16 protein-coding genes are annotated in these 18,527 nt (G+C 63.3%); 9 read left to right on the top strand and 7 right to left on the bottom strand.

The features are described from left to right. Positions 1-62: 62 nt before the first annotated feature. A complete protein-coding gene (locus NKI19_RS21215) occupies positions 63-962 on the bottom strand; it encodes a LysR family transcriptional regulator (RefSeq protein WP_023717897.1) in 900 nt (299 codons plus the stop codon). Positions 963-1,154: 192 nt separating this feature from the next. Here NKI19_RS21215 and NKI19_RS21210 point away from each other — a divergent pair, with 192 nt between their 5' ends. Together NKI19_RS21210 and NKI19_RS21205 are read left to right on the top strand one after the other, a co-directional pair. Beyond that, the gene (locus tag NKI19_RS21210; protein WP_254816177.1) at positions 1,155-1,796 is read left to right on the top strand and encodes a DUF47 domain-containing protein; all 642 of its coding nucleotides are present in this window, start codon (positions 1,155-1,157) and stop codon (positions 1,794-1,796) included. Beyond that, positions 1,796-2,800 carry an inorganic phosphate transporter gene (locus tag NKI19_RS21205; RefSeq protein ID WP_352488068.1) on the top strand — a complete coding sequence of 335 codons (1,005 nt, stop codon included), beginning with the start codon at positions 1,796-1,798 and terminating at the stop codon, positions 2,798-2,800. Before NKI19_RS21210 ends, NKI19_RS21205 begins: the two co-directional genes overlap by 1 nt. A gap of 38 nt (positions 2,801-2,838) precedes the next feature. Here NKI19_RS21205 and NKI19_RS21200 read toward each other — a convergent pair whose 3' ends face one another. Continuing rightward, positions 2,839-3,216, bottom strand: coding sequence for a VOC family protein (locus NKI19_RS21200; RefSeq protein ID WP_352448526.1), 378 nt, complete (start codon positions 3,214-3,216; stop codon positions 2,839-2,841). A 196-nt stretch (positions 3,217-3,412) separates the two neighbouring features. On the opposite strand from NKI19_RS21200, the gene NKI19_RS21195 reads away from it, so the two are divergent. The 5 genes from NKI19_RS21195 to chrA all read left to right on the top strand — a co-directional run bounded on the left by NKI19_RS21195 (position 3,413) and on the right by chrA (position 9,590). Beyond that, positions 3,413-4,597: an Mrp/NBP35 family ATP-binding protein gene (locus NKI19_RS21195; RefSeq protein ID WP_352488071.1), complete on the top strand. Its 1,185-nt coding sequence runs from the start codon at positions 3,413-3,415 to the stop codon at positions 4,595-4,597. Positions 4,598-4,829: 232 nt separating this feature from the next. Beyond that, positions 4,830-6,635 (top strand): IlvD/Edd family dehydratase, encoded by a 1,806-nt coding sequence (locus tag NKI19_RS21190; protein ID WP_352565207.1) that lies wholly within the window; start codon positions 4,830-4,832, stop codon positions 6,633-6,635. A 14-nt stretch (positions 6,636-6,649) separates the two neighbouring features. Continuing rightward, on the top strand, positions 6,650-7,162 hold the full coding sequence (locus NKI19_RS21185) for a hypothetical protein (protein ID WP_352488074.1): 513 nt from the start codon (positions 6,650-6,652) through the stop codon (positions 7,160-7,162). Positions 7,163-7,365: 203 nt separating this feature from the next. Then, positions 7,366-8,205: a chromate resistance protein ChrB domain-containing protein gene (locus NKI19_RS21180; protein WP_352488075.1), complete on the top strand. Its 840-nt coding sequence runs from the start codon at positions 7,366-7,368 to the stop codon at positions 8,203-8,205. Beyond that, positions 8,202-9,590 (top strand): chromate efflux transporter, encoded by a 1,389-nt coding sequence (gene chrA / locus NKI19_RS21175; protein ID WP_352488076.1) that lies wholly within the window; start codon positions 8,202-8,204, stop codon positions 9,588-9,590. The genes NKI19_RS21180 and chrA overlap by 4 nt, the downstream gene beginning before the upstream one ends. A 4-nt stretch (positions 9,591-9,594) precedes the next feature. Here the strand turns inward: chrA and NKI19_RS21170 are convergent, their stop codons facing one another. Both NKI19_RS21170 and pdxR read right to left on the bottom strand, forming a co-directional pair. Further along, complete coding sequence (locus NKI19_RS21170) at positions 9,595-11,184, bottom strand: trimethylamine methyltransferase family protein (RefSeq protein ID WP_352488077.1); 1,590 nt, start codon at positions 11,182-11,184, stop codon at positions 9,595-9,597. A 194-nt stretch (positions 11,185-11,378) separates the two neighbouring features. Next, positions 11,379-12,872 carry a MocR-like pyridoxine biosynthesis transcription factor PdxR gene (gene pdxR / locus NKI19_RS21165; protein ID WP_352488079.1) on the bottom strand — a complete coding sequence of 498 codons (1,494 nt, stop codon included), beginning with the start codon at positions 12,870-12,872 and terminating at the stop codon, positions 11,379-11,381. A 253-nt stretch (positions 12,873-13,125) separates the two neighbouring features. On the opposite strand from pdxR, the gene pgi reads away from it, so the two are divergent. Together pgi and NKI19_RS21155 are read left to right on the top strand one after the other, a co-directional pair. Beyond that, positions 13,126-14,769: a glucose-6-phosphate isomerase gene (gene pgi / locus NKI19_RS21160; RefSeq protein ID WP_352488080.1), complete on the top strand. Its 1,644-nt coding sequence runs from the start codon at positions 13,126-13,128 to the stop codon at positions 14,767-14,769. Positions 14,770-14,774: 5 nt separating this feature from the next. After that, on the top strand, positions 14,775-15,497 hold the full coding sequence (locus NKI19_RS21155) for an HAD family hydrolase (protein ID WP_352488081.1): 723 nt from the start codon (positions 14,775-14,777) through the stop codon (positions 15,495-15,497). On the opposite strand, the gene NKI19_RS21150 is transcribed toward NKI19_RS21155, so the two are convergent. From NKI19_RS21150 to NKI19_RS21140, 3 genes are all read right to left on the bottom strand, one after another. Next, a complete protein-coding gene (locus tag NKI19_RS21150) occupies positions 15,481-16,137 on the bottom strand; it encodes a class I SAM-dependent methyltransferase (protein ID WP_352488082.1) in 657 nt (218 codons plus the stop codon). The two genes, NKI19_RS21155 and NKI19_RS21150, sit on opposite strands and share 17 nt — an antisense overlap. A gap of 85 nt (positions 16,138-16,222) precedes the next feature. After that, on the bottom strand, positions 16,223-17,968 hold the full coding sequence (locus NKI19_RS21145) for a long-chain fatty acid--CoA ligase (RefSeq protein ID WP_352565205.1): 1,746 nt from the start codon (positions 17,966-17,968) through the stop codon (positions 16,223-16,225). A gap of 61 nt (positions 17,969-18,029) precedes the next feature. Further along, complete coding sequence (locus NKI19_RS21140; protein WP_352488084.1) at positions 18,030-18,296, bottom strand: hypothetical protein; 267 nt, start codon at positions 18,294-18,296, stop codon at positions 18,030-18,032. Positions 18,297-18,527: the final 231 nt, after the last annotated feature.

Raw genomic sequence — 18,527 nt, 5'->3', positions numbered from 1 at the left:
TAAAGCCGATCCGTTGCTCGATAGAAATTTTCTATCGTTGGCGGTCACCAGCATTTTCTAGCCTAGCGACGGGCGCGGAAATCGTCCGCCAGCGCCATTGCCTCGTCCAACAGCGCCGAGACCAGCGGCGTGTGCGGCTCGCGCGGCGCCGCCACCAACCCGACGGTGTGGCTGGCATCCGGCTCGACGATCGGGATAGCCCGGATCGGCTCGGAAAAGCCGAACGTTTCCGCAAGGTTAAGCGGCATGATCGACGACCATTTGCCGGTGCGGATATGCGAAAACAGCACGATCATCGAGTTGGATTCCAATGTCGGCCGCACCTGCACGCCGGCTTCGGCCAGATGCTGGTCGATGATGCGGCGGTTCTGCATGTCCGGCGTCAGCAGGCAGAGCGGCAGCTGGCTGAGTTCCGCCCATGTCACTTTGTCGCGGTCGAAATAGGGGTTCCCGACCGCGGTGATCAGCTGGTAGCGCTCGTCGTATAGCGGCACGCTGGTGACGCGCCCGAGCGGCTCGTTATCGAGATAGGTGATGCCGGCGTCGATGTCGAAATTGCCGAGCAGCGACAGCACCTCGATCGAGGTCCGCGACAGCACCGAAAAGGTGACGCCGGGGTGCTTTGCCCGAAACGGTGTCGTCAATCGCGCCACCATGGCGAGCGCCGTCGGGATCGCCGCGATACGGATGCGCCCCGACAGGCCGTGGCGTGCCGCCCGCATCTCTTCGCGCATGGTCCTGCTGTCGCCGACGATGCGGCGCGCCCAAACCAGCACCTGCTTGCCTTCCGGCGTCAGCCCCTGGAAGCGCGAGCCGCGCAGCACCAGCATCACGCCGAGCTGGCCCTCCAGCTGCTTGATGCCGGCCGAAAGCGTCGGTTGGGTGACGCCGCACACCTCCGCCGCCCGGCCGAAATGTTCTTCCCTGGCAAGTGCTATGAAGAATTCCAGCTTGTCGATCATGCCGTCGGGAGCCTGTCACGGACGCTGTGTCCGATCGTAGCGCGCAACGTCGTGGAAATCGCCTTCGGCCGCAAGCCGCCTCTGTAAATCGTCCGCATCCACATCTTTCAGCCGGCTTACTGTTTCCCGCGATGGAATGCGGCGCTATGTGGATGAGACGGGTCGTGGACTGGACACGACGGGAGACCGAACATGCTGGGCTGGTTCCGCAAGCTTTTGCCGCGCGAAGATCGCTTCTTCGACCTGTTCGAGCGGCATTCCCGCACCGTGGTCGGCGGCGCCGAGGCACTGCAGCAGCTTTTGCAGGGCAACGACATCGACCGCTGGTGTCAGACGATCATCGATCTCGAGGACGAAGCCGACCAGATCACGGCGGAAGTGCTGCTGGCCGTGCGCCGCTCCTTTATCACGCCCTTCGATCGCGGCGACATCAAGGACCTGATCCAGTCGATGGATGATGCCATCGACATGATGCACAAGACCGTCAAGACGGTAAGGCTGTTCGAAAAGAAGGAATTCGACCCGCTGATGCAGGAAATGGGGGGCGTCATCGTCGAGGCCGCCAAGTTGGTGGCCGAGGCGATCCCGCTGCTCGGCAAGGTCGGGGCGCATACGGTGCGCCTCAATGCCATCGCCGAGGAAGTCATGCGCGCCGAAGGCCGAGCCGATGACCTGCACGAGCAAGGCCTGAAGGACCTGTTCAAGCGGCACGGCCGCAGCGACCCGATGGCCTATCTGATCGGCAGCGAGATTTACGGCCAACTGGAAAAGGTGGTCGACCGCTTCGAGGACGTCGCCAACGAAATCAGCGGCATCGTCATCGAGAACGTATAGTGGAAGCCGCAATAGCCTTTCCCGTGCTGGTCGGCCTTGTCGTCGTCGCGCTGTTCTTCGATTTCCTCAACGGCCTGCATGATGCCGCCAACTCGATCGCCACCATCGTCTCCACCCGGGTGCTGCGGCCGCATTATGCGGTGTTCTGGGCGGCTTTCTTCAATTTCATCGCCTTCATGTTCTTCGGTCTTCACGTGGCGGAGACGCTGGGAACCGGCATCATCGACGCCAGCATCGTCACGCCGGCAGTGATCTTCGCAGCACTTGTCGGCGCCATCGTCTGGAATATCGTCACCTGGCTCGTCGGCATCCCGTCCAGCAGCTCGCACGCGCTGATCGGCGGTTTGGTCGGCGCCGGCGTTGCCAAGGCAGGCACCGGCGCCATCGTCTGGGCCGGGTTGGGCAAGACCACGGCGGCCATCGTGCTATCGCCGGCGGCAGGCTTTCTGCTGGCGCTCGTCTTGATCCTCGCGGTCTCCTGGCTGTTCCTGCGGCAGACACCATTCGCCGTCGACAGCACCTTCCGCGTCATGCAGTTCTTTTCCGCCTCGCTCTATTCGCTCGGCCATGGCGGCAACGACGCGCAGAAGACCATGGGCATCATCGCCGTGCTGCTCTATTCGCAAGGCATGCTCGGCGCGCATTTTTACGTGCCGCTGTGGGTCGTCATCACCTGTCAGTCGGCGCTGGCGCTGGGCACGTTGCTCGGCGGCTGGCGTATCGTCCACACAATGGGCTCGAAGATCACCCGGCTGAACCCGATGCAGGGTTTCTGCGCCGAGACCGGCGGAGCGATCACGCTGTTTGCCGCCACCTGGCTCGGTATTCCGGTATCGACTACCCATACGATCACCGGCGCCATCATCGGCGTCGGCGCCGCCCGCCGCGTCTCCGCCGTTCGCTGGGGCATTGCCGGCAACATCGTGGTGGCATGGATCGTCACCCTGCCGGCAACCGCGGCGATCGCGGCTCTCACCTACCTTGCGCTCGGCCTGGCAAGGTGACAGCACCGTAGCACTGCGCGGCAGGCGATGCGCCGTATCTACCTATCCACAAGGTTCAGGATGTTGCCGTCCGGATCCTTGAACCATGCGACCTTCATGCCCTGACCGACATGAACGTCACCCTCCAGCGTCAGGCCTGGCATGTCGTAATGCTCGAAGGTCACGCCCTTCGATTTCAATGCCTCAACGATCTTGCCGAGTTCATCGCCGACCGTCCAGGTCACAGCTGTCGCCTTGTTGGTTCCAGCGAAGTTCGAACGGTAGACGTTGATGCTGGTATCGCCGCTTTTATAGACGATCAGTTCGCCACCTTCATTGTGCACCTCTTTCAGGCCGAGCACCCCTTCGTAGAAAGCCCTGGCCTTGGCCAGGTCCTTCACAGCGAGATTGGCCGTTGCGTTGCTGTTTGCGAGCATGGTTCGTCTCCTTCCCTGGCGGTCATTCCCTGTCCATTGAAATAGGCTGCGTTGACGATTTGGCGACGGCCACTCCCACTGGAAATGCCGTCATATGGTCGCCGCCTCCCTGATACGCTGCTGCAACTGTTGGTCCATTGCTTGGTTCTGTTCCGGAACTGCATTATCTGGAGCGGAAAAGTAGAGGAAAGAACTCATGCCCGCCGCCAATGAAAACGTGACCAAGGAAATCGTTATCGAGCGCCTGAAGACGGTCAATGGGCCGGATTTCACCGGCAATATCGTCGACCTCGGCCTGGTTTCCGAGATTTTCATTGCCGATGCCAAGGTGTTCTTTTCGATCACCGTTCCCGCTGCCCGTGCCCAGGAGATGGAACCGCTGCGTGCGGCGGCCGAGCGCGTCGTCAAGGCGATTCCCGGTGTTGCCGGCGCCGTGGTCGCGCTGACGGCTGAAAAGAAGGGCGGTGGCATGGAGGCGCCGGTTCCGCAAAGACCGGCTCAGAGGCCCGCTCCGCCGGCCGCACCTGCGCGTCCCGCGCCGCAGGCGCCCGCCTCGCACAGCCACGGCAAGCGCGGCGTACCCGGCATCGAGGCGATCATCGCCGTCGCTTCCGGCAAGGGCGGCGTCGGCAAGTCGACCACCGCCGTCAATATCGCCCTTGGGCTTGCCGCCAACGGGCTGCGGGTCGGTGTGCTCGATGCCGATATTTATGGCCCTTCCATGCCGCGTCTGCTCAACATTCGTGGCAGGCCGCAGACCGTCGACGGCAAGATCCTGAAGCCGATGCAGAACTATGGCCTCAAGGTCATGTCGATGGGCTTCCTCGTCGATGAGGAGACGCCGATGATCTGGCGCGGGCCGATGGTGATGTCGGCATTGACGCAGATGCTGCGCGAGGTCGAATGGGGACCGCTTGATGTGCTCGTCGTCGACATGCCGCCCGGCACCGGCGACGCCCAGCTGACCATGGCCCAACAGGTGCCGCTGGCTGGCGCCGTCATTGTCTCGACGCCGCAGGACCTGGCCCTGATCGATGCGCGCAAAGGCCTCAACATGTTCAGAAAGGTCGACGTGCCGCTATTGGGTATAGTCGAAAACATGAGCTATTTTCTCGCCCCCGATACGGGAAAACGCTACGACATCTTCGGCCATGGCGGCGCGCGCCGCGAGGCCGAGCGTCTCGGCGTCACCTTCCTTGGCGAAGTGCCGCTCGAGATGGGCATCCGCGAAAGCTCCGATGCCGGCACGCCGGTGGTGGTCTCGAAACCCGATGGCGCCGAGGCGAAAATCTACCGCGACATCGCCGCCAAGGTCTGGGACCGCGTCAATGAAGAGCGCGGCGCGGCCGAGGCTGCAGTGCCGAGCATCGTATTCGAGTGATACGGATGTCCTCCCCAAGTAGACCCTTGAGGGGAGGGTGGCCCGTAGGGCCGGGGGGCCGCGGCGACACGCTCCAACTTTTCCGGGATGGCGGACTGACAAACCACGATCCCGTCTAGCGCGGAGGCGGATGTATGTCTTTCGTACCAAAGAGCGGATTCGGATGGCGCGTGCCCCTTGCCTGCTCCCGCGCGTTGTCATATCGATTTGTCATACAAATACGGAGACCACGATGGCAGGCGCCCCCCCCCACAAGAAAAAATTTCGCTCGCAGGAGTGGTTCGACAATCCCGACAATCCGGGCATGACGGCACTCTATCTGGAACGTTACCTGAATTACGGGCTGACGCGGGCCGAACTGATGTCCGGCAAGCCGCTGATCGGCATCGCCCAGACCGGCTCGGACCTGTCGCCCTGCAACCGCCATCACATCGAACTGGCCAAGCGCGTGCGCGAAGGCATCGTCTCGATGGGTGGCATTCCTTTCGAGTTCCCTTGCCACCCGATCCAGGAGACCGGCAAGCGGCCGACTGCTGCACTTGATCGCAACCTTGCCTATCTCAGCCTGGTGGAGGTGCTCTACGGCTATCCGCTCGACGGCGTGGTGCTCACCATCGGCTGCGACAAGACGACGCCGGCCATGCTGATGGCCGCGGCCACCGTCAACATTCCGGCTATCGCGCTTTCGGTCGGCCCGATGCTCAACGGCTGGCACAAGGGCAAGCGCACCGGCTCCGGCACTATCGTCTGGGAATCGCGCCAGCGCCTGTCGGCCGGCGAGATTGGCTATGACGAGTTCATGGATATCGTTGCCTCCTCGGCGCCGTCGACCGGCTATTGCAACACGATGGGTACCGCCACCACGATGAATTCGCTGGCCGAGGCGCTCGGCATGCAATTGCCGGGCTCGGCCGCTATCCCCGCCCCCTATCGCGAACGCGGCCAGATCGCCTACGAGACCGGAAAGCGCATCGTCGACATGGTGCATGAGGATTTGAAGCCCTCCGACATCATGACCCGTAAGGCCTTCGAGAACGCCATCGTCGTCAACTCGGCGATCGGCGGCTCGACCAATGCGCCGATCCACCTCAACGCCATCGCCCGCCATCTCGGCGTGCCGCTCGACAATGACGATTGGCAGAAGGTCGGCCTCAACATACCGCTCATCGTCAATCTGCAGCCGACGGGCGAATATCTCGGCGAGGACTATCACCATGCCGGCGGCGTGCCGGCCGTGGTCGCCGAACTGATGAAGGGCGGCCTGCTGCCCTATCCGGAAGCCATGACAGCTAACGGCAAGACCATCGGCGACAATTGCAGCGGCGCCGTCAACGAGAACCTCGACGTCATCCGCACGGTTGCCGAGCCGCTGAAAGCCAATGCCGGCTTCATCAACCTCAAGGGCAATCTGTTCGATTCGGCGATCATGAAGACCAGCGGCATCTCGCCCGAATTCCGCGAGCGCTATCTGTCGAACCCGAAGGACCCCGAAGCCTTCGAGGGCAACGCCATGGTCTTCGACGGCCCCGAGGACTATCACGCCCGCATCGACGACCCGGCACAGGGCATCGACGAGCACACCATCCTGTTTATGCGTGGCGCCGGCCCGATCGGCTATCCCGGCGGCGCCGAAGTCGTCAACATGCAGCCGCCTGCCTATCTGATCAAAAAGGGCATCCACGCGCTGGCCTGTATCGGCGACGGTCGCCAGTCGGGGACGTCGGGCTCGCCATCGATCCTCAACGCCTCGCCGGAAGCCGCCATCGGCGGCGGCCTGGCGCTGCTGAAGACCGGCGACCGCGTCCGCATCGACCTGCGCAAAGGTACCGCCGACATCCTCGTCAGCGACGACGAGATCACACGGCGCCGCGCCGACCTGCAAAACAATGGCGGCTATCACTATCCGAAGCACCAGACGCCGTGGCAGGAAATCCAGCGCGGCATGGTCGATCAGTTTTCCGAAGGCATGGTGCTGAAGCCGGCGGTGAAATACCAGGATGTGGCTCATACGAGCGGCGTACCGAGGGACAATCACTGACCAGGATCCGTCGCATGAGGCGGCCGGGAAAACTGCTGCGTACAGCTCTTTTACCGGCTGCTTCGTTGTTGCCGTTCGTCGCTTCAGCCACCGAATTTCCGGTAACGGCCAATGGCTGGACGGTTGCGGTCGCTGGGCGCTGGTGCAACGCGTCCAACCGCGATCCGGTTGAATTCGCCGCCACGCCCTATAACGGCCTGAATTTCGGGCGCACGCGCGACTGGACGGGAATTGTCATGCGCGTGTTCCTGTGGCCGGGTGCCGTCAAGGACGACATGCCCGTCACCGCGACGCTGCAACTTGGCAACGGCGACACGCCGCTGGAAATGACCGCGATGACCACGGTCGACTACATCGTCGACTTCGACCATGCGCTGACGACGGACGAGCAGAAGGCCATCGCCGGCGCCGGATCGATGACCGTGCGGGTGACGGGTGTCGAACAGCCGCTGGTCTTTCGCACCGAAGGTCTTGCCGAAGCGCTGGTGCTGCTCAACGAGTGCGCCAAGTCGATCGAGCAGGAGTGAGGATCGCCTGCAGCAGGAATTTCGTCTCGGCTGTCTCGCTTTTTATCGGGCGTCCGGCAAGCTGGACGTATCAAGATCAGGCAGAATGCTTGACAAGCGGGCGTGACAAATCCACGATCATCGCAAGGGGTGCATCGCGACGACCCCGTGAGGCGTCAGCCCAACGTTCGCGTCCAAGCTTCTCTTTCAAGGAGGTGGACGCCATGCCGTCAACAACCGCTATCACCGTATCGCAACTGTCCCGTCTGATTGGGCTGCCGGGTGCACCCGCAATCATCGACGTCCGCATCGATGATGACTACAACGCCGATCCGCGCCTGCTGCCGGGGTCGGATCGGCGTGATTTCAGGAGTGTCTCGAACTGGGCTGCCGACTTCGCCGGCAGGCAAGTGACCGTCGTCTGCCAGCAGGGAAAAAAGCTCTCGCAAGGCGTAGTCGCGTGGCTGCGGTACGAGGGCACTGCCGCCGAGTCGCTCGACGGCGGGTTTGAAGCATGGCGCGATGCCAAGGGCCTTCTCGTTCACGCCGACAAGATACCGCCGGCCGATGCCAAGGGCCGCACCGTTTGGGTGACGCGTACGCGCCCGAAGGTCGATCGCATCGCCTGCCCCTGGCTGATCCGGCGCTTCATCGATCCTCACGCGGTCTTTCTCTTCGTCGAGCCGGCCGAAGTGGCGGCCGTCGCCGATCGCTTTCAGGCCGTGCCTTTCGACATCGAGAACGTGTTCTGGAGCCACCGCGGAGAACGCTGCACTTTCGACACCATGATCGAGGAGTTCGGGCTTAGATCCGAAGCGCTCGATCGCCTGGCCACGATCATACGCGCTGCCGATACTGCGAGCCTCGATCTTGTTCCGCAGGCGGCCGGGTTCCTGGCCGCCTCGCTTGGCCTGTCGCGGATGTTTCGCGACGATCTGGAGCAGCTCGAGGCCGGCATGCTGCTTTACGATGCGTTCTTCCGCTGGTGCCGCGATGCCACCGAGGAGACGCATAACTGGCCGGCGGCCGGCGCCGTCAGTCTCGGCGCAGGCAAACCATCGTGAGCGCCGTCCTGTCGAAAAAGCCGGCGGAGATCCAGGAGCCGGTTGTGCCGAGCTTCCGGCAGGCCGTGAAGGTCTGGGCGAAAATCGGGGTGCTCAGCTTTGGCGGCCCGGCCGGGCAGATCGCGCTCATGCACAAGGAACTGGTCGAGGAACGGCGCTGGATCGGCGAACGGCGTTTCCTGCATGCGTTGAACTACTGCATGCTGCTGCCTGGCCCCGAGGCCCAGCAGCTCGCCATCTATATCGGCTGGTTGCTGCACAAAACGGTCGGCGGCCTTGTTGCCGGCATTCTCTTCGTCGTGCCGGGCGCGCTTGTCATGTTCGTCCTGAGCAGCCTCTATGCGCTCTACGGCGATGTACCACTCGTCGCGGCGCTGTTTTTCGGAGTCAAGGCGACCGTGCTCGCCATTGTCATCGAGGCGGTGATCCGGATCGGCAGACGCGCGCTGAAAAACCCGGTCATGGTGTCGATCGCACTCGCCGCCTTCATCGCCATCTACGCGTTGAACGTGCCGTTTCCGCTGATCGTGCTGCTTGCCGGCCTGGCAGGCTGGATCGGCAACCGTAGTGCGCCGGCATTTTTTTCCGGCGCTTCGCATGGCAAGGGCGATGTTCCCGACATAAAGGGCGCGGTCGATCTGATGTTCGAGCGCGGCGAACTGACCCACGTCAGGCCGACGCGATGGCACGCGCCGCGCACTTTAGCGATCTGGCTGCCGATCTGGCTGGGGCCTGTTCTGCTGGTCTGGGCTGTCACCGGCCCTGCCAGCGTTTGGACGCAAATCGGTGGCTTCTTCAGTGTCATGGCGGTCGTCACCTTTGGCGGCGCCTACGCCGTGCTTGCCTATGTCGCGCAGGCAGCGGTCGAGTCCTTCGGCTGGCTCGCACCGGGTGAAATGGTCGACGGCCTTGGGCTTGCCGAAACCACGCCCGGCCCGCTGATCCTGGTATTGCAGTTCGTCGGTTACGTTGCCGCCTTCCGCCACTCCGGTGCGGTTACTCCGCTGCTCGCCGGCGCGCTTGGGGCATTGCTCACATTGTGGGCGACATTTACGCCGTGCTTCTTGTGGATATTTCTTGGCGCGCCCTACATCGAAGCGCTGCGCGGCAATAAGGCGTTGTCGGCGGCGCTCGGCGCAATCACCGCCGCCGTCGTCGGCGTTATCATGAATCTCGCTCTATGGTTCGGCTTGCACGTCATCTTCGGCGAAGTGCGCAATGTCGGGCTTGGAATGGACGTGCCGGTGCTTTCATCGATAGACTGGCGCGCGGCGCTGCTTTCCTGTGCCTCGATGATCGCCATTCTGAAGCTGAAGATCGGCATGCTGCCGACGCTTGCCGGATCGGCGCTGGCCGGTGTCTTGTTGCTGGCGGCAAGCGGATAGAGCGTCAGCCGCCCATTCTGCCGCGCGGCAGCTTGATCATATCGCCGAAGCGGGCGCGCAATTTGTCGTCGACCGGCTTCGGCACGTGGCGCGGGAAGCGTTCGGCAAGCACGCGTTTCTTCTCGATGATCGCCCGCTGCAAGATGTCGGGCCTGCCTTTCTCATTCCATTCCTTCGGCGAAAAGCGGTCGCCGACGGCCGGATAGAAATATTCGGTCTGCATCAGCCGCAGCGTCTGCTCGTTGCCGAGATAATGGCCCGGGCCCTTCAGGCAGACATCGGCAATGGTGTCGATCGACAGCGACTCGTCCGTCACTTCGATGCCGCGCACGCAGCGCAGGCAGTGGCCGAGCATGTCGTTGTCGATGATCAGGCTCTCAAGGCAAAAGCCGAGCAGCGAGGCGTGCATGCCGGCCGATTCGTAAACCAGGTTGAGGCCTGCAAGACCGGCCATCACGTCGGTTATGCCCTTTTCGTAGCCGGACTGAATGTCAGGCAGTTTCGAATCTGTCATGCCGGCGGCCGAACCGCCCGGCAGGTCGTAAAATTGCGCCATCTGCGCGCAGGCCGCGGTCAATACCGCCTGCTCGGCCGAACCGCCCGACATGGCGCCGGTCCGGAGATCCGAGACAAACGGCCAGGTACCGAAAATCGCCGGATGGCCTGGCTTGATGGCGTTGACGTAGATGAGGCCGACGAGCACTTCGGCGACCGCCTGCACCACGGCGCCGGCAATCGCCGCCGGCGCCGTCGCACCCGCCTGGCCTGCCGACAGCAGCAGGATCGGAATGCCGCCCTCGACGCAGGCTTCGAGAACGCCACAGGCGTCCTCGGCAAACTTCATCGGTGGTACTACGAAGCAGTTCGAATTGGAGACGAAGGGCCGCGCGCGAAAATTCTCTTCGCCGCCCGCGATCGCATAGAGCATGTCGAGCGCCGGCTTGACGTTCTCGCGCACGGTAAACGAGGTACCGACATGCTTCGACGTGCCCATAACGCAGGCGTAGAGCGTGTTGAAATCCATTTCGAGCGGGTCGGGAATGTCGCGCGGCACCATCGGCCGCTGGAAGAAATGGATGTTGTCGAGCCCTTCGACCAGGCGCGCGGCATCGTAAATGTCCTGCAGCAGCGACTCGCGGTACTCACGCTTTTCGACATCGACGAGATGCACCGCAGCACCAGCCGTGCCGTAATGCACGCGCTTGCCCTGGATCACCATGTCATGCTTCGGATCCTGGCCGTGCAGGGTGAAATGCCGCACCGCTTTCTTGATGGTGTCGAGCACAAGGCCGCGAGGAAAGCGCAGGCGGCCGTCCTCACTGAGGGTCGCGCCGGCCTTGGTCAGTGCCTCGATGCAGGAGGGGATCGCATTGGCGAAACCGACTGTCTCCAGAAGGGTAAGCACGGCCTCGTGGATACGTTCGCAATCATTGCCGCTGAGCGGGCTGTAGCTTCCGCCTTCGAGGCCGGCGCGCACCGGCTTGACGTCGTCGGCGAGCGGTGCCGCCCGCATGGCGCGGCGCGCCTCGCGCCCGCCGGACCGCCGCGAACGCTGGTCTGCGGACACGTCCTGCTTCTCATGGGCCATTGGCATGAAGGCACTCCAACTTTAGCTGCGGAGCGGGCGCGGCGGTTGGTCCACCATCGGCCTGCTTCGTCCCCTCTATACAGCGACTATGCCGCCGGCATTGGCACAGCCTATGTGCCAGCCGGTCCCGTCGCATATGCCAAGGAGCTAAAGAACCGGAGCCGCACTACATGCGCCAGGATCCGGTCGGGGAAGGGAGATCAAGCCGCTGCCGGCCTGCGCCCAGCTGCCGTCGCCAGTTCGCGGATGCCGGGCTCGATGTGCTGCAACGCGATCGAGGAAATGCCCAAGCGCATGAAACGCGAAGGCTTTTCGGTGCGATCGAAGAAGCGGTCGCCGGGCTCGATGATGACGCTGCGCGAGGCTGCGGCCTCCGCCAGTCCACGCGAATCGGTGCCGCGCGGCCCCTCGAGCCAGAGCGACGTGCCGCCGGCCGAATCGGTCGAGCGCCATTCCGGCAGGAAGGCGGAAATCGCATGGACCAGACGCTTGCGCCTCTCGTCGAAGGCACTCGACAGCCGCCGCACCAGCGCTTCGTGATGGCCGAGCGACAGGAACAACGCGACGGCGCGCTGGTTGTTCGCCGGCGGATGGCGCAGCATGAAGCGGCGCAGCGCCCGAAGCTCGGAGATCAGCCCGGCCGAGGCGACGATGTAACCGAGCCTGAGGCCGGGAGCCAGCGTCTTCGACATCGAGCCGACATAGACGACGCGGCCGGAGCGATCGAGGCTCTTCAGCGCCTGCTGCGGCGCCTCGTCCAGGAGCTGACTGTCATAGCCGTCCTCGATGATTATCTGGTTGTGCCGGTTGGCGCGCGCCAAAAGATCCTGCCGCCGCTCTGCCGACAGCGGCACCATGGTCGGGCAATGGTGGCTGGGCGTGACGAAGACGAAGCCGGAATCATTGGGAATGGCCGAGGTTACGATGCCGGAGTGGTCGACCGGAACCGGCTGGATGTCGGCACCGGCCAGCCGGAAGATCGAACGTGCATCGGGATAGCCCGGGTCCTCCATCGCCACCTTCGAGCCCTTGGTCATCAACAGGGTCGCCAGCATGTAGAGCGCGTTCTGCGCCCCCAGCGTCACGATGATCTCGTCCGGATTGGCGAAGATGCCGCGTCGCGGCAGCAGCCGTGCCTGGATCTGCTCGATCAGGAGCGGATCGTCGCGGTCGACCATGTCGGACGCCCAGTTGCGGATTTCGAGCACCGCCAGCGCCATGCGGTTGCACTCGCGCCATTCGGCGGTCGGGAACAGCGCCGGGTCGAACTGGCCATAGACGAAGGGGTAGGACGACTTGATCCAGTTGTCGTGCTTGGCCGGCGGTGGCATGTCGCTCGCTGCGATCTGCCGGCGCGCCTTCCAGTCGATCTCGTTGGCCTGGTCGGGCGCCTTTTGGTGCGGCTTGGCCGGCGTCGCCAGCACTTCGGGATTGACGAAATGGCCGCGGCGCTCGCGCGCCACCAGGAAGCCCTGGTCGACCAGCTGCTGGAAGGCCAGCACCACGGTGCCGCGCGCCACACCGAGTTTTTCGGCAAGAATCCGGCAGGACGGAAGCGGCATGGAAGCCGCGATCTGCCGGTCGAGGATTGCGGCGACGATCGCCTGACGGATCTGCGCCTGCAGGGTCTGACCGGATTCCGCCGAAATCCGGAACAGGCCGGACCATATGGCCGTGTCGTTTCGCTGTGGCATGGGGATGTTCCTCGATGGCCAGCTTTTTTCACTTGGCTGGACCAGTCGAATGTACCGGTGGCACAAGGTGTTGCGCCAATCAATTTTTCTGATCGCTGGGATTTATGCCAGTGATCCTTTGCGTCGGCCCACGCTGCGCTGCGGCATCGCTGCGCATTGAAACAGATGGAATTCGACCCGATAGTTTGCCGCGACGACACGCGCCGGAAACATCCGGCCTGATAAGATGCACCTCAAGAACCGGAGCGAGGCAGTGGATCAACCGTCCTTTCAAAAGCAGCTCGACGCATTGCGCGATCATCGTGCGGCCAAATCGGGCTCGATGCGCGAGGCTTTCGCCGCCGATCCGCAGCGCTTCGAGAAATTCTCCGCCAGTGACGGCGACCTGCTGCTCGACTGGTCGAAATGCGCGGTCGATGCGCGGACGATGGAGTTGCTGGAGAAGCTGGCTGAGGCCGCCGACCTCGAAGGCCGGCGCGATGCGATGTTTGCTGGCAAGAAGATCAACGTCACCGAAGGCCGCGCCGTGCTGCACACGGCGCTGCGCAACCTGACCGGCAAGGGCATCGTGCTCGACGGCCAGGACGTGAAGGTGGAAGTCCTTGCCGTACTCGACGCGATGGGTGCCTTCGCGGACGCGGTGCGTTCCGGCAAGGCGGCCGGCGCGACCGGCAAGAAGATCACCGACATCGTCAACATCGGCATCGGCGGCTCCGATCTCGGCCCGGCCATGGCGACGCTGGCGCTGGCGCCCTATCACGACGGGCCGCGCGCGCATTACGTGTCCAATATCGACGGTGCCCACATCCATGACACGCTGAAGGGTCTTTCCGCCGAAACCACCCTGTTCATCATCGCCTCCAAGACCTTCACCACGGTCGAGACGATGACCAATGCCGAGACGGCGCGCGGATGGGTCGAGAAGGCGCTCGGCAAGGAAGCGGTCGGCAAGCATTTCGCCGCCGTCTCGACGGCGCTCGACCTGGTCGCCAAATTCGGCATCGCGCCCGATCGCGTCTTCGGCTTCTGGGACTGGGTCGGCGGCCGCTATTCCGTCTGGGGTGCGATCGGTCTGCCGGTGATGATCGCCGTCGGCCCGCGGAATTTTCGCGCCTTTCTCGACGGCGCCCATGAGATGGACGAGCATTTCCGCACCGCGCCTCTGGCGAAGAACCTGCCGGCGCTGATGGGGCTGATTGGCTGGTGGCACCGCGTGATCTGCAAATATCCGGCTCGTGCCGTCATCCCCTACGATCAGCGTCTATCCAGGTTGCCGGCCTATCTGCAGCAGCTCGACATGGAATCGAACGGCAAGAGCGTCACCCTGGATGGTGGCGCTGTGACGACGCCGACCGGCCCGCTGGTCTGGGGCGAGCCCGGCACCAATGGCCAGCATGCCTTCTTCCAGCTTCTGCATCAGGGCACCGATTTCATTCCGGTCGAATTCCTTGCCGCTGCCGTCGGCCACGAGCCGGAACTGAAGCATCACCACGACCTTCTGCTCGCCAATTGCCTGGCGCAGTCGGAAGCCTTCATGAAGGGCCGCACGCTTGAGGAAGCCAGCGCGCAGATGCTGGCGAAAGGCATGAAGCCGGCCGATGTCGAAAGGATTGCTCCGCACCGCGTCTTCTCCGGCGACCGCCCCTCGGTGACGATCCTCTACAGGAAGCTCGATCCCCACACATTCGGGCGGCTGATTGCGCTTTACGAACACCGCGTCTTCGTCGAAGGCACGTTGTTCAACATCAACTCCTTCGATCAGTGGGGCGTCGAGCTCGGCAAGGAACTGGCGACCGGGCTGCTGCCTGTCGTTGAAGGCAAGGAGAACGCCGCAAAGCGGGATGCCTCGACTGCCGGACTGGTGGAATACATTCACCGCTTGCGCGGCCCGGAGTGAAAAGCTTGGCGGACATCAAGGGAATATTGTTCGACAAGGACGGCACGCTCGTAGATTTCAACGCGACATGGCTGGGCATCGCCGACTTCATGGCGATGGATGCGGCCGAAGGCGATCGCTGGAAAGCAGACAGGCTGCTTGCGGCGGCGGGTTTCGACTTCGCCACCAAGCGCTTCAAGCCGGATTCGATTTTTGCCTCCGGCACCAACATGGACGTCGTCGAGCTGTGGTTTCCACGGCTGTCCGACGAGGACCAGATGCTTGCCGTCGCCCGCTTCAACGCCATCACTTCGGCGCAGGGATCGGCAATGGCGGTGGCGCTGCCGGGCGTGGTCGAGACGCTCGGGCTGCTTCACAGAAAATCTTACCGGCTTGGCGTCGCCACCAACGACTCGACCAGCGGCGCGGAAAAGACCTTGGTCACGCTCGGCGTCGCGCAGCTTTTCGAAGCCGCCTATGGTTACGATGCGGTGGCCAATCCAAAACCGGCGCCGGATACGATCCTTGCCTTCTCGGACCTGACAGGGCTCAGGCCAGCGACGATCGCAATGGTCGGCGACAATCGCCACGACCTGGAGATGGCGCGCGCCGGCGGCTGTGGCCTGGCAATCGGCGTACTGTCCGGCACCGGCACACGGGAATCGCTGTCGCAGATCGCCGACGTCATCCTCGATTCAGTTGCCGATCTGCCTGATTTTCTTTCCGCCCGAGTCAGCGAGACGGTCTAGACTCGCAGCTGGCTGGTCCGAACGAGAACACGCCGCTCGGTTTCATCGCTGCATTCCTGCCTTCGCCGACATCCGGCACCTCGTATTCGGCCAGCAGGCGAAGCCGCGAGCGGGGCAGATAGGCGCGGCCCGGATCGCCGATCAGCACGGCGATGCCGGCTGCAAGGCAGTGGTCGAGGAAAGGAACGACCCGGCCGGCAAGATCATGGGCGTAAAACAGGTCGCCGACCACCACGACATCCACAGGTGGCGGCGGACCGCTGGTGATGTCCTCGCAGATCGTCGCGATCACAACGCCGTTCGCCGTCGCGTTGAGGCCGAGCGCAACCACACCATTGCGATCGATCTCGGCCGCGACGACCTCGCTGGCGCCGGCTTTCGCCGCCGCGATGCCGACGAGACCCGAACCGGCGCCGAGGTCGAGCACGCGACGGCCGGCCACGGTCTCCGGCCGGTCGAATATGTAGCGGGCGAGCACCGCGCCGCCGGCCCAGACATAGGCCCAGTACGGTGGCTCCGGTTCAGGCCCGTCCTCTTCGGTCGCGTGTTGGTTCCACTCGACAAGCCGCCTGAGCCCGCTTCCCGGATGGGCGGTGTAAAGCCGGATTTCGGGAAGCGCGGGCACGGGGGCGATCCGCATGTTCGCCCGGATGAACTCTGCCGGGTCTGGACGCGAACCTATGCTCACGGCGTTGGCGCCGGCGATGCAATCGCTCAAGCTGCGCCTAGCCCCGCAACGCCCGTCGCAGGATCTTGCCGACCGGTGTCTTCGGCAGCTCGGTGCGGAACTCGATATACCTGGGACGCTTGTAGCCGGTCAGGTTCTCGCGGCAATAAGCCGTCAGCATCTCGGCGGTCAGTGCCGGGTCCTTTTTGACGACGAACAGCTTCGGCACTTCACCCGAATGCTCGTCCGGCACGCCGATCGCCGCCACTTCGAGTACGCCTGGATGCTGCGCCACCACTTCCTCGAGTTCGTTCGGATAGACGTTGAAGCCGGAAACCAGGATCATGTCCTTCTTGCGGTCGACGATCTTGGTGTAGCCAAGCTCGTCCATGAAGCCCATGTCGCCCGATTTGAAGAAGCCGTCCTCGGTCATCACGTTGGCGGTCTCGTCCGGCCGATTCCAGTAGCCGGCCATTACCTGCGGTCCGCGGATGCAGATTTCGCCGACTTCGCCGAGTGGCAAATTGTTGCCGTCGTCGTCGCGGATGGCGAGCTCGGTCGAGGGCAGCGGCAGGCCGATCGTGCCGGTGTAAACGCCGTCGCTGAATTTGTTGATGGTTGCCCCCGGCGAGGTCTCGGTGAGCCCGTAGGCCTCGCTGATCGGGCAGCCGGTCAGCGCCTTCCAGCGTTCGGCGATGGCCCTCTGCACCGGCATGCCGCCACCCAGCGTCAGGATCAGCGGCTTGAAATCGAGCTTGCGAAATTCCTCATTGTTGAGCAGCGCATTGAACAGCGTGTTGAGGCCCGGAAAGATGTGGATGGGGTATTTCTGCAGCTCCTTGACGAAGCCGGGAATGTCGCGCGGATTGGGGATGAGGACGTTCTGCGCGCCTTGCTGCATGCCTACCAGCACGTTCGCCGTAAGCGCAAAAATGTGATAAAGCGGCAGCGCGCAGAGGAAGTTCATATGCGCCGGCTTCGGTTTGACCGTAAAGGCGTCTTCGGCCCATAACGCGTTCTGCGCGACGTTCGCCAAAATGTTGCTGTGCAAAAGCATCGCGCCCTTGGAGATGCCGGTCGTGCCGCCCGTGTATTGCAGGAAGGCGATGTCGTCGGCCGCGACCTTTGCGGGCCTGAAGGCCATGCCAGAGCCGGCCTTCAACGCGGCGTTGAATTTGACATGGCCGGGCAGCGACCATGCCGGCACCATCTTCTTGACGCGGCGTACAACGAAGTTGACGATCGTTCCCTTGAGCCCGCCGAGCATGTCGCCCATCGAGGCGACCACGACATGCTTGACCGCGGTCCTGGCGATCACCGCCTGCAGGGTGCAGGCGAAATTTTCGAGGATGACAATGGCTTGAGCGCCGGAATCCTTGAGCTGGTGCTCCAGCTCGCGCGGCGTGTAGAGCGGATTGATGTTGACCACGACATAGCCGGCGCGAAGCACTGCCATAATCGCCACCGGATATTGCAGCACATTCGGCATCATCAGCGCGACGCGCGCGCCCTTCTGCAGCCCCGTTGATTGGAGATAGGCGCCGAAGGCGGCCGACTGTCGCTCGAGGTCGGCATAGGTGATCGATTTGCCCATGCAGACGAAGGCCGGCCGATTCGCAAACTGCTTGCACACGGCGACGAGAAAGTCGCCGATCGAGCTGGAGGGCAGGGCGCCAATCTCGGCCGGCACGATCTTTGGGTAACTCTGGAGCCATGGTTTTTCAGGCAGGCCGGCGGCCAGTGCGGTGATCGCCTTCGGTAATCTCTTGGCCGGACCTGCCGGCGGTCGTGGCGCTGTCGGCACTGCCTTCGCCGCCGGCTTGGCGGCAGATTTTGCAGCAGGCGCAGTCTTGCCGGTTGCCGGTTTAGCAGCCGTTCCAGCCGCGGTCTTCGCCGCCGGCTTCGCGCTTGCCTTCGGCCTGGCGGCGGCCGCTTTTGGCTTGACCGCTTTCGATGTTGCCTCGGCCTTTGCTTTCGCCGCGGTCGTTGTCTTTGCCGGTTTTGCCACCTGTCGCTCCCTCAATCGTTCTTATTGTTTCGGCACGCTTGAGCGCCACCGCCGCCCCTGACGAACAAAGGTATCCACGTTTGCCGCAATGCCCGGAACCTGGGAAATCCGGCACGCTGTCCATCTATCTATGTATTGCCACTAGCGGCGGCCCTGCAAGCCTCGCTCACCTGGCAGCGCGGTAAGACTTGCCGTCAAACCTCTCGGCCGCGACCGCTTTTCGGACGCGCATCTCTTGAACCGAACGGCTCGATTCCCCCAGTTGGCGGCATCGCCGATCAACAAAAAATTGAAGTCGCTAATAATGTCGTGATCTGCGGATTCGGCTCGTTTTTTCCACAATCTGCTGCGTGCC

The organism is Mesorhizobium sp. M0751, assembly GCF_040320265.1.
Classification (GTDB): Bacteria; Pseudomonadota; Alphaproteobacteria; order Rhizobiales; family Rhizobiaceae; genus Mesorhizobium.
The sequence above is the reverse complement of the archived record's forward strand: the minus strand, read 5'-3'. Positions and strand labels throughout refer to the sequence as shown.

What these genes read in the sequence shown, in the direction of transcription:
- pdxR (WP_352488079.1), bottom strand. Translation starts at nt 12,872, where the DNA reads ATGCCACAGCGAAACGACACGGCCATATGGTCCGGCCTGTTCCGGATT.
- NKI19_RS21180 (WP_352488075.1), top strand. Translation starts at nt 7,366, where the DNA reads ATGCCGTCAACAACCGCTATCACCGTATCGCAACTGTCCCGTCTGATT.
- NKI19_RS21200 (WP_352448526.1), bottom strand. Translation starts at nt 3,216, where the DNA reads ATGCTCGCAAACAGCAACGCAACGGCCAATCTCGCTGTGAAGGACCTG.
- NKI19_RS21140 (WP_352488084.1), bottom strand. Translation starts at nt 18,296, where the DNA reads ATGGACAGCGTGCCGGATTTCCCAGGTTCCGGGCATTGCGGCAAACGT.
- NKI19_RS21185 (WP_352488074.1), top strand. Translation starts at nt 6,650, where the DNA reads ATGAGGCGGCCGGGAAAACTGCTGCGTACAGCTCTTTTACCGGCTGCT.
- NKI19_RS21195 (WP_352488071.1), top strand. Translation starts at nt 3,413, where the DNA reads ATGCCCGCCGCCAATGAAAACGTGACCAAGGAAATCGTTATCGAGCGC.
- NKI19_RS21170 (WP_352488077.1), bottom strand. Translation starts at nt 11,184, where the DNA reads ATGCCAATGGCCCATGAGAAGCAGGACGTGTCCGCAGACCAGCGTTCG.
- NKI19_RS21210 (WP_254816177.1), top strand. Translation starts at nt 1,155, where the DNA reads ATGCTGGGCTGGTTCCGCAAGCTTTTGCCGCGCGAAGATCGCTTCTTC.
- NKI19_RS21190 (WP_352565207.1), top strand. Translation starts at nt 4,830, where the DNA reads ATGGCAGGCGCCCCCCCCCACAAGAAAAAATTTCGCTCGCAGGAGTGG.
- NKI19_RS21150 (WP_352488082.1), bottom strand. Translation starts at nt 16,137, where the DNA reads ATGCGGATCGCCCCCGTGCCCGCGCTTCCCGAAATCCGGCTTTACACC.
- NKI19_RS21215 (WP_023717897.1), bottom strand. Translation starts at nt 962, where the DNA reads ATGATCGACAAGCTGGAATTCTTCATAGCACTTGCCAGGGAAGAACAT.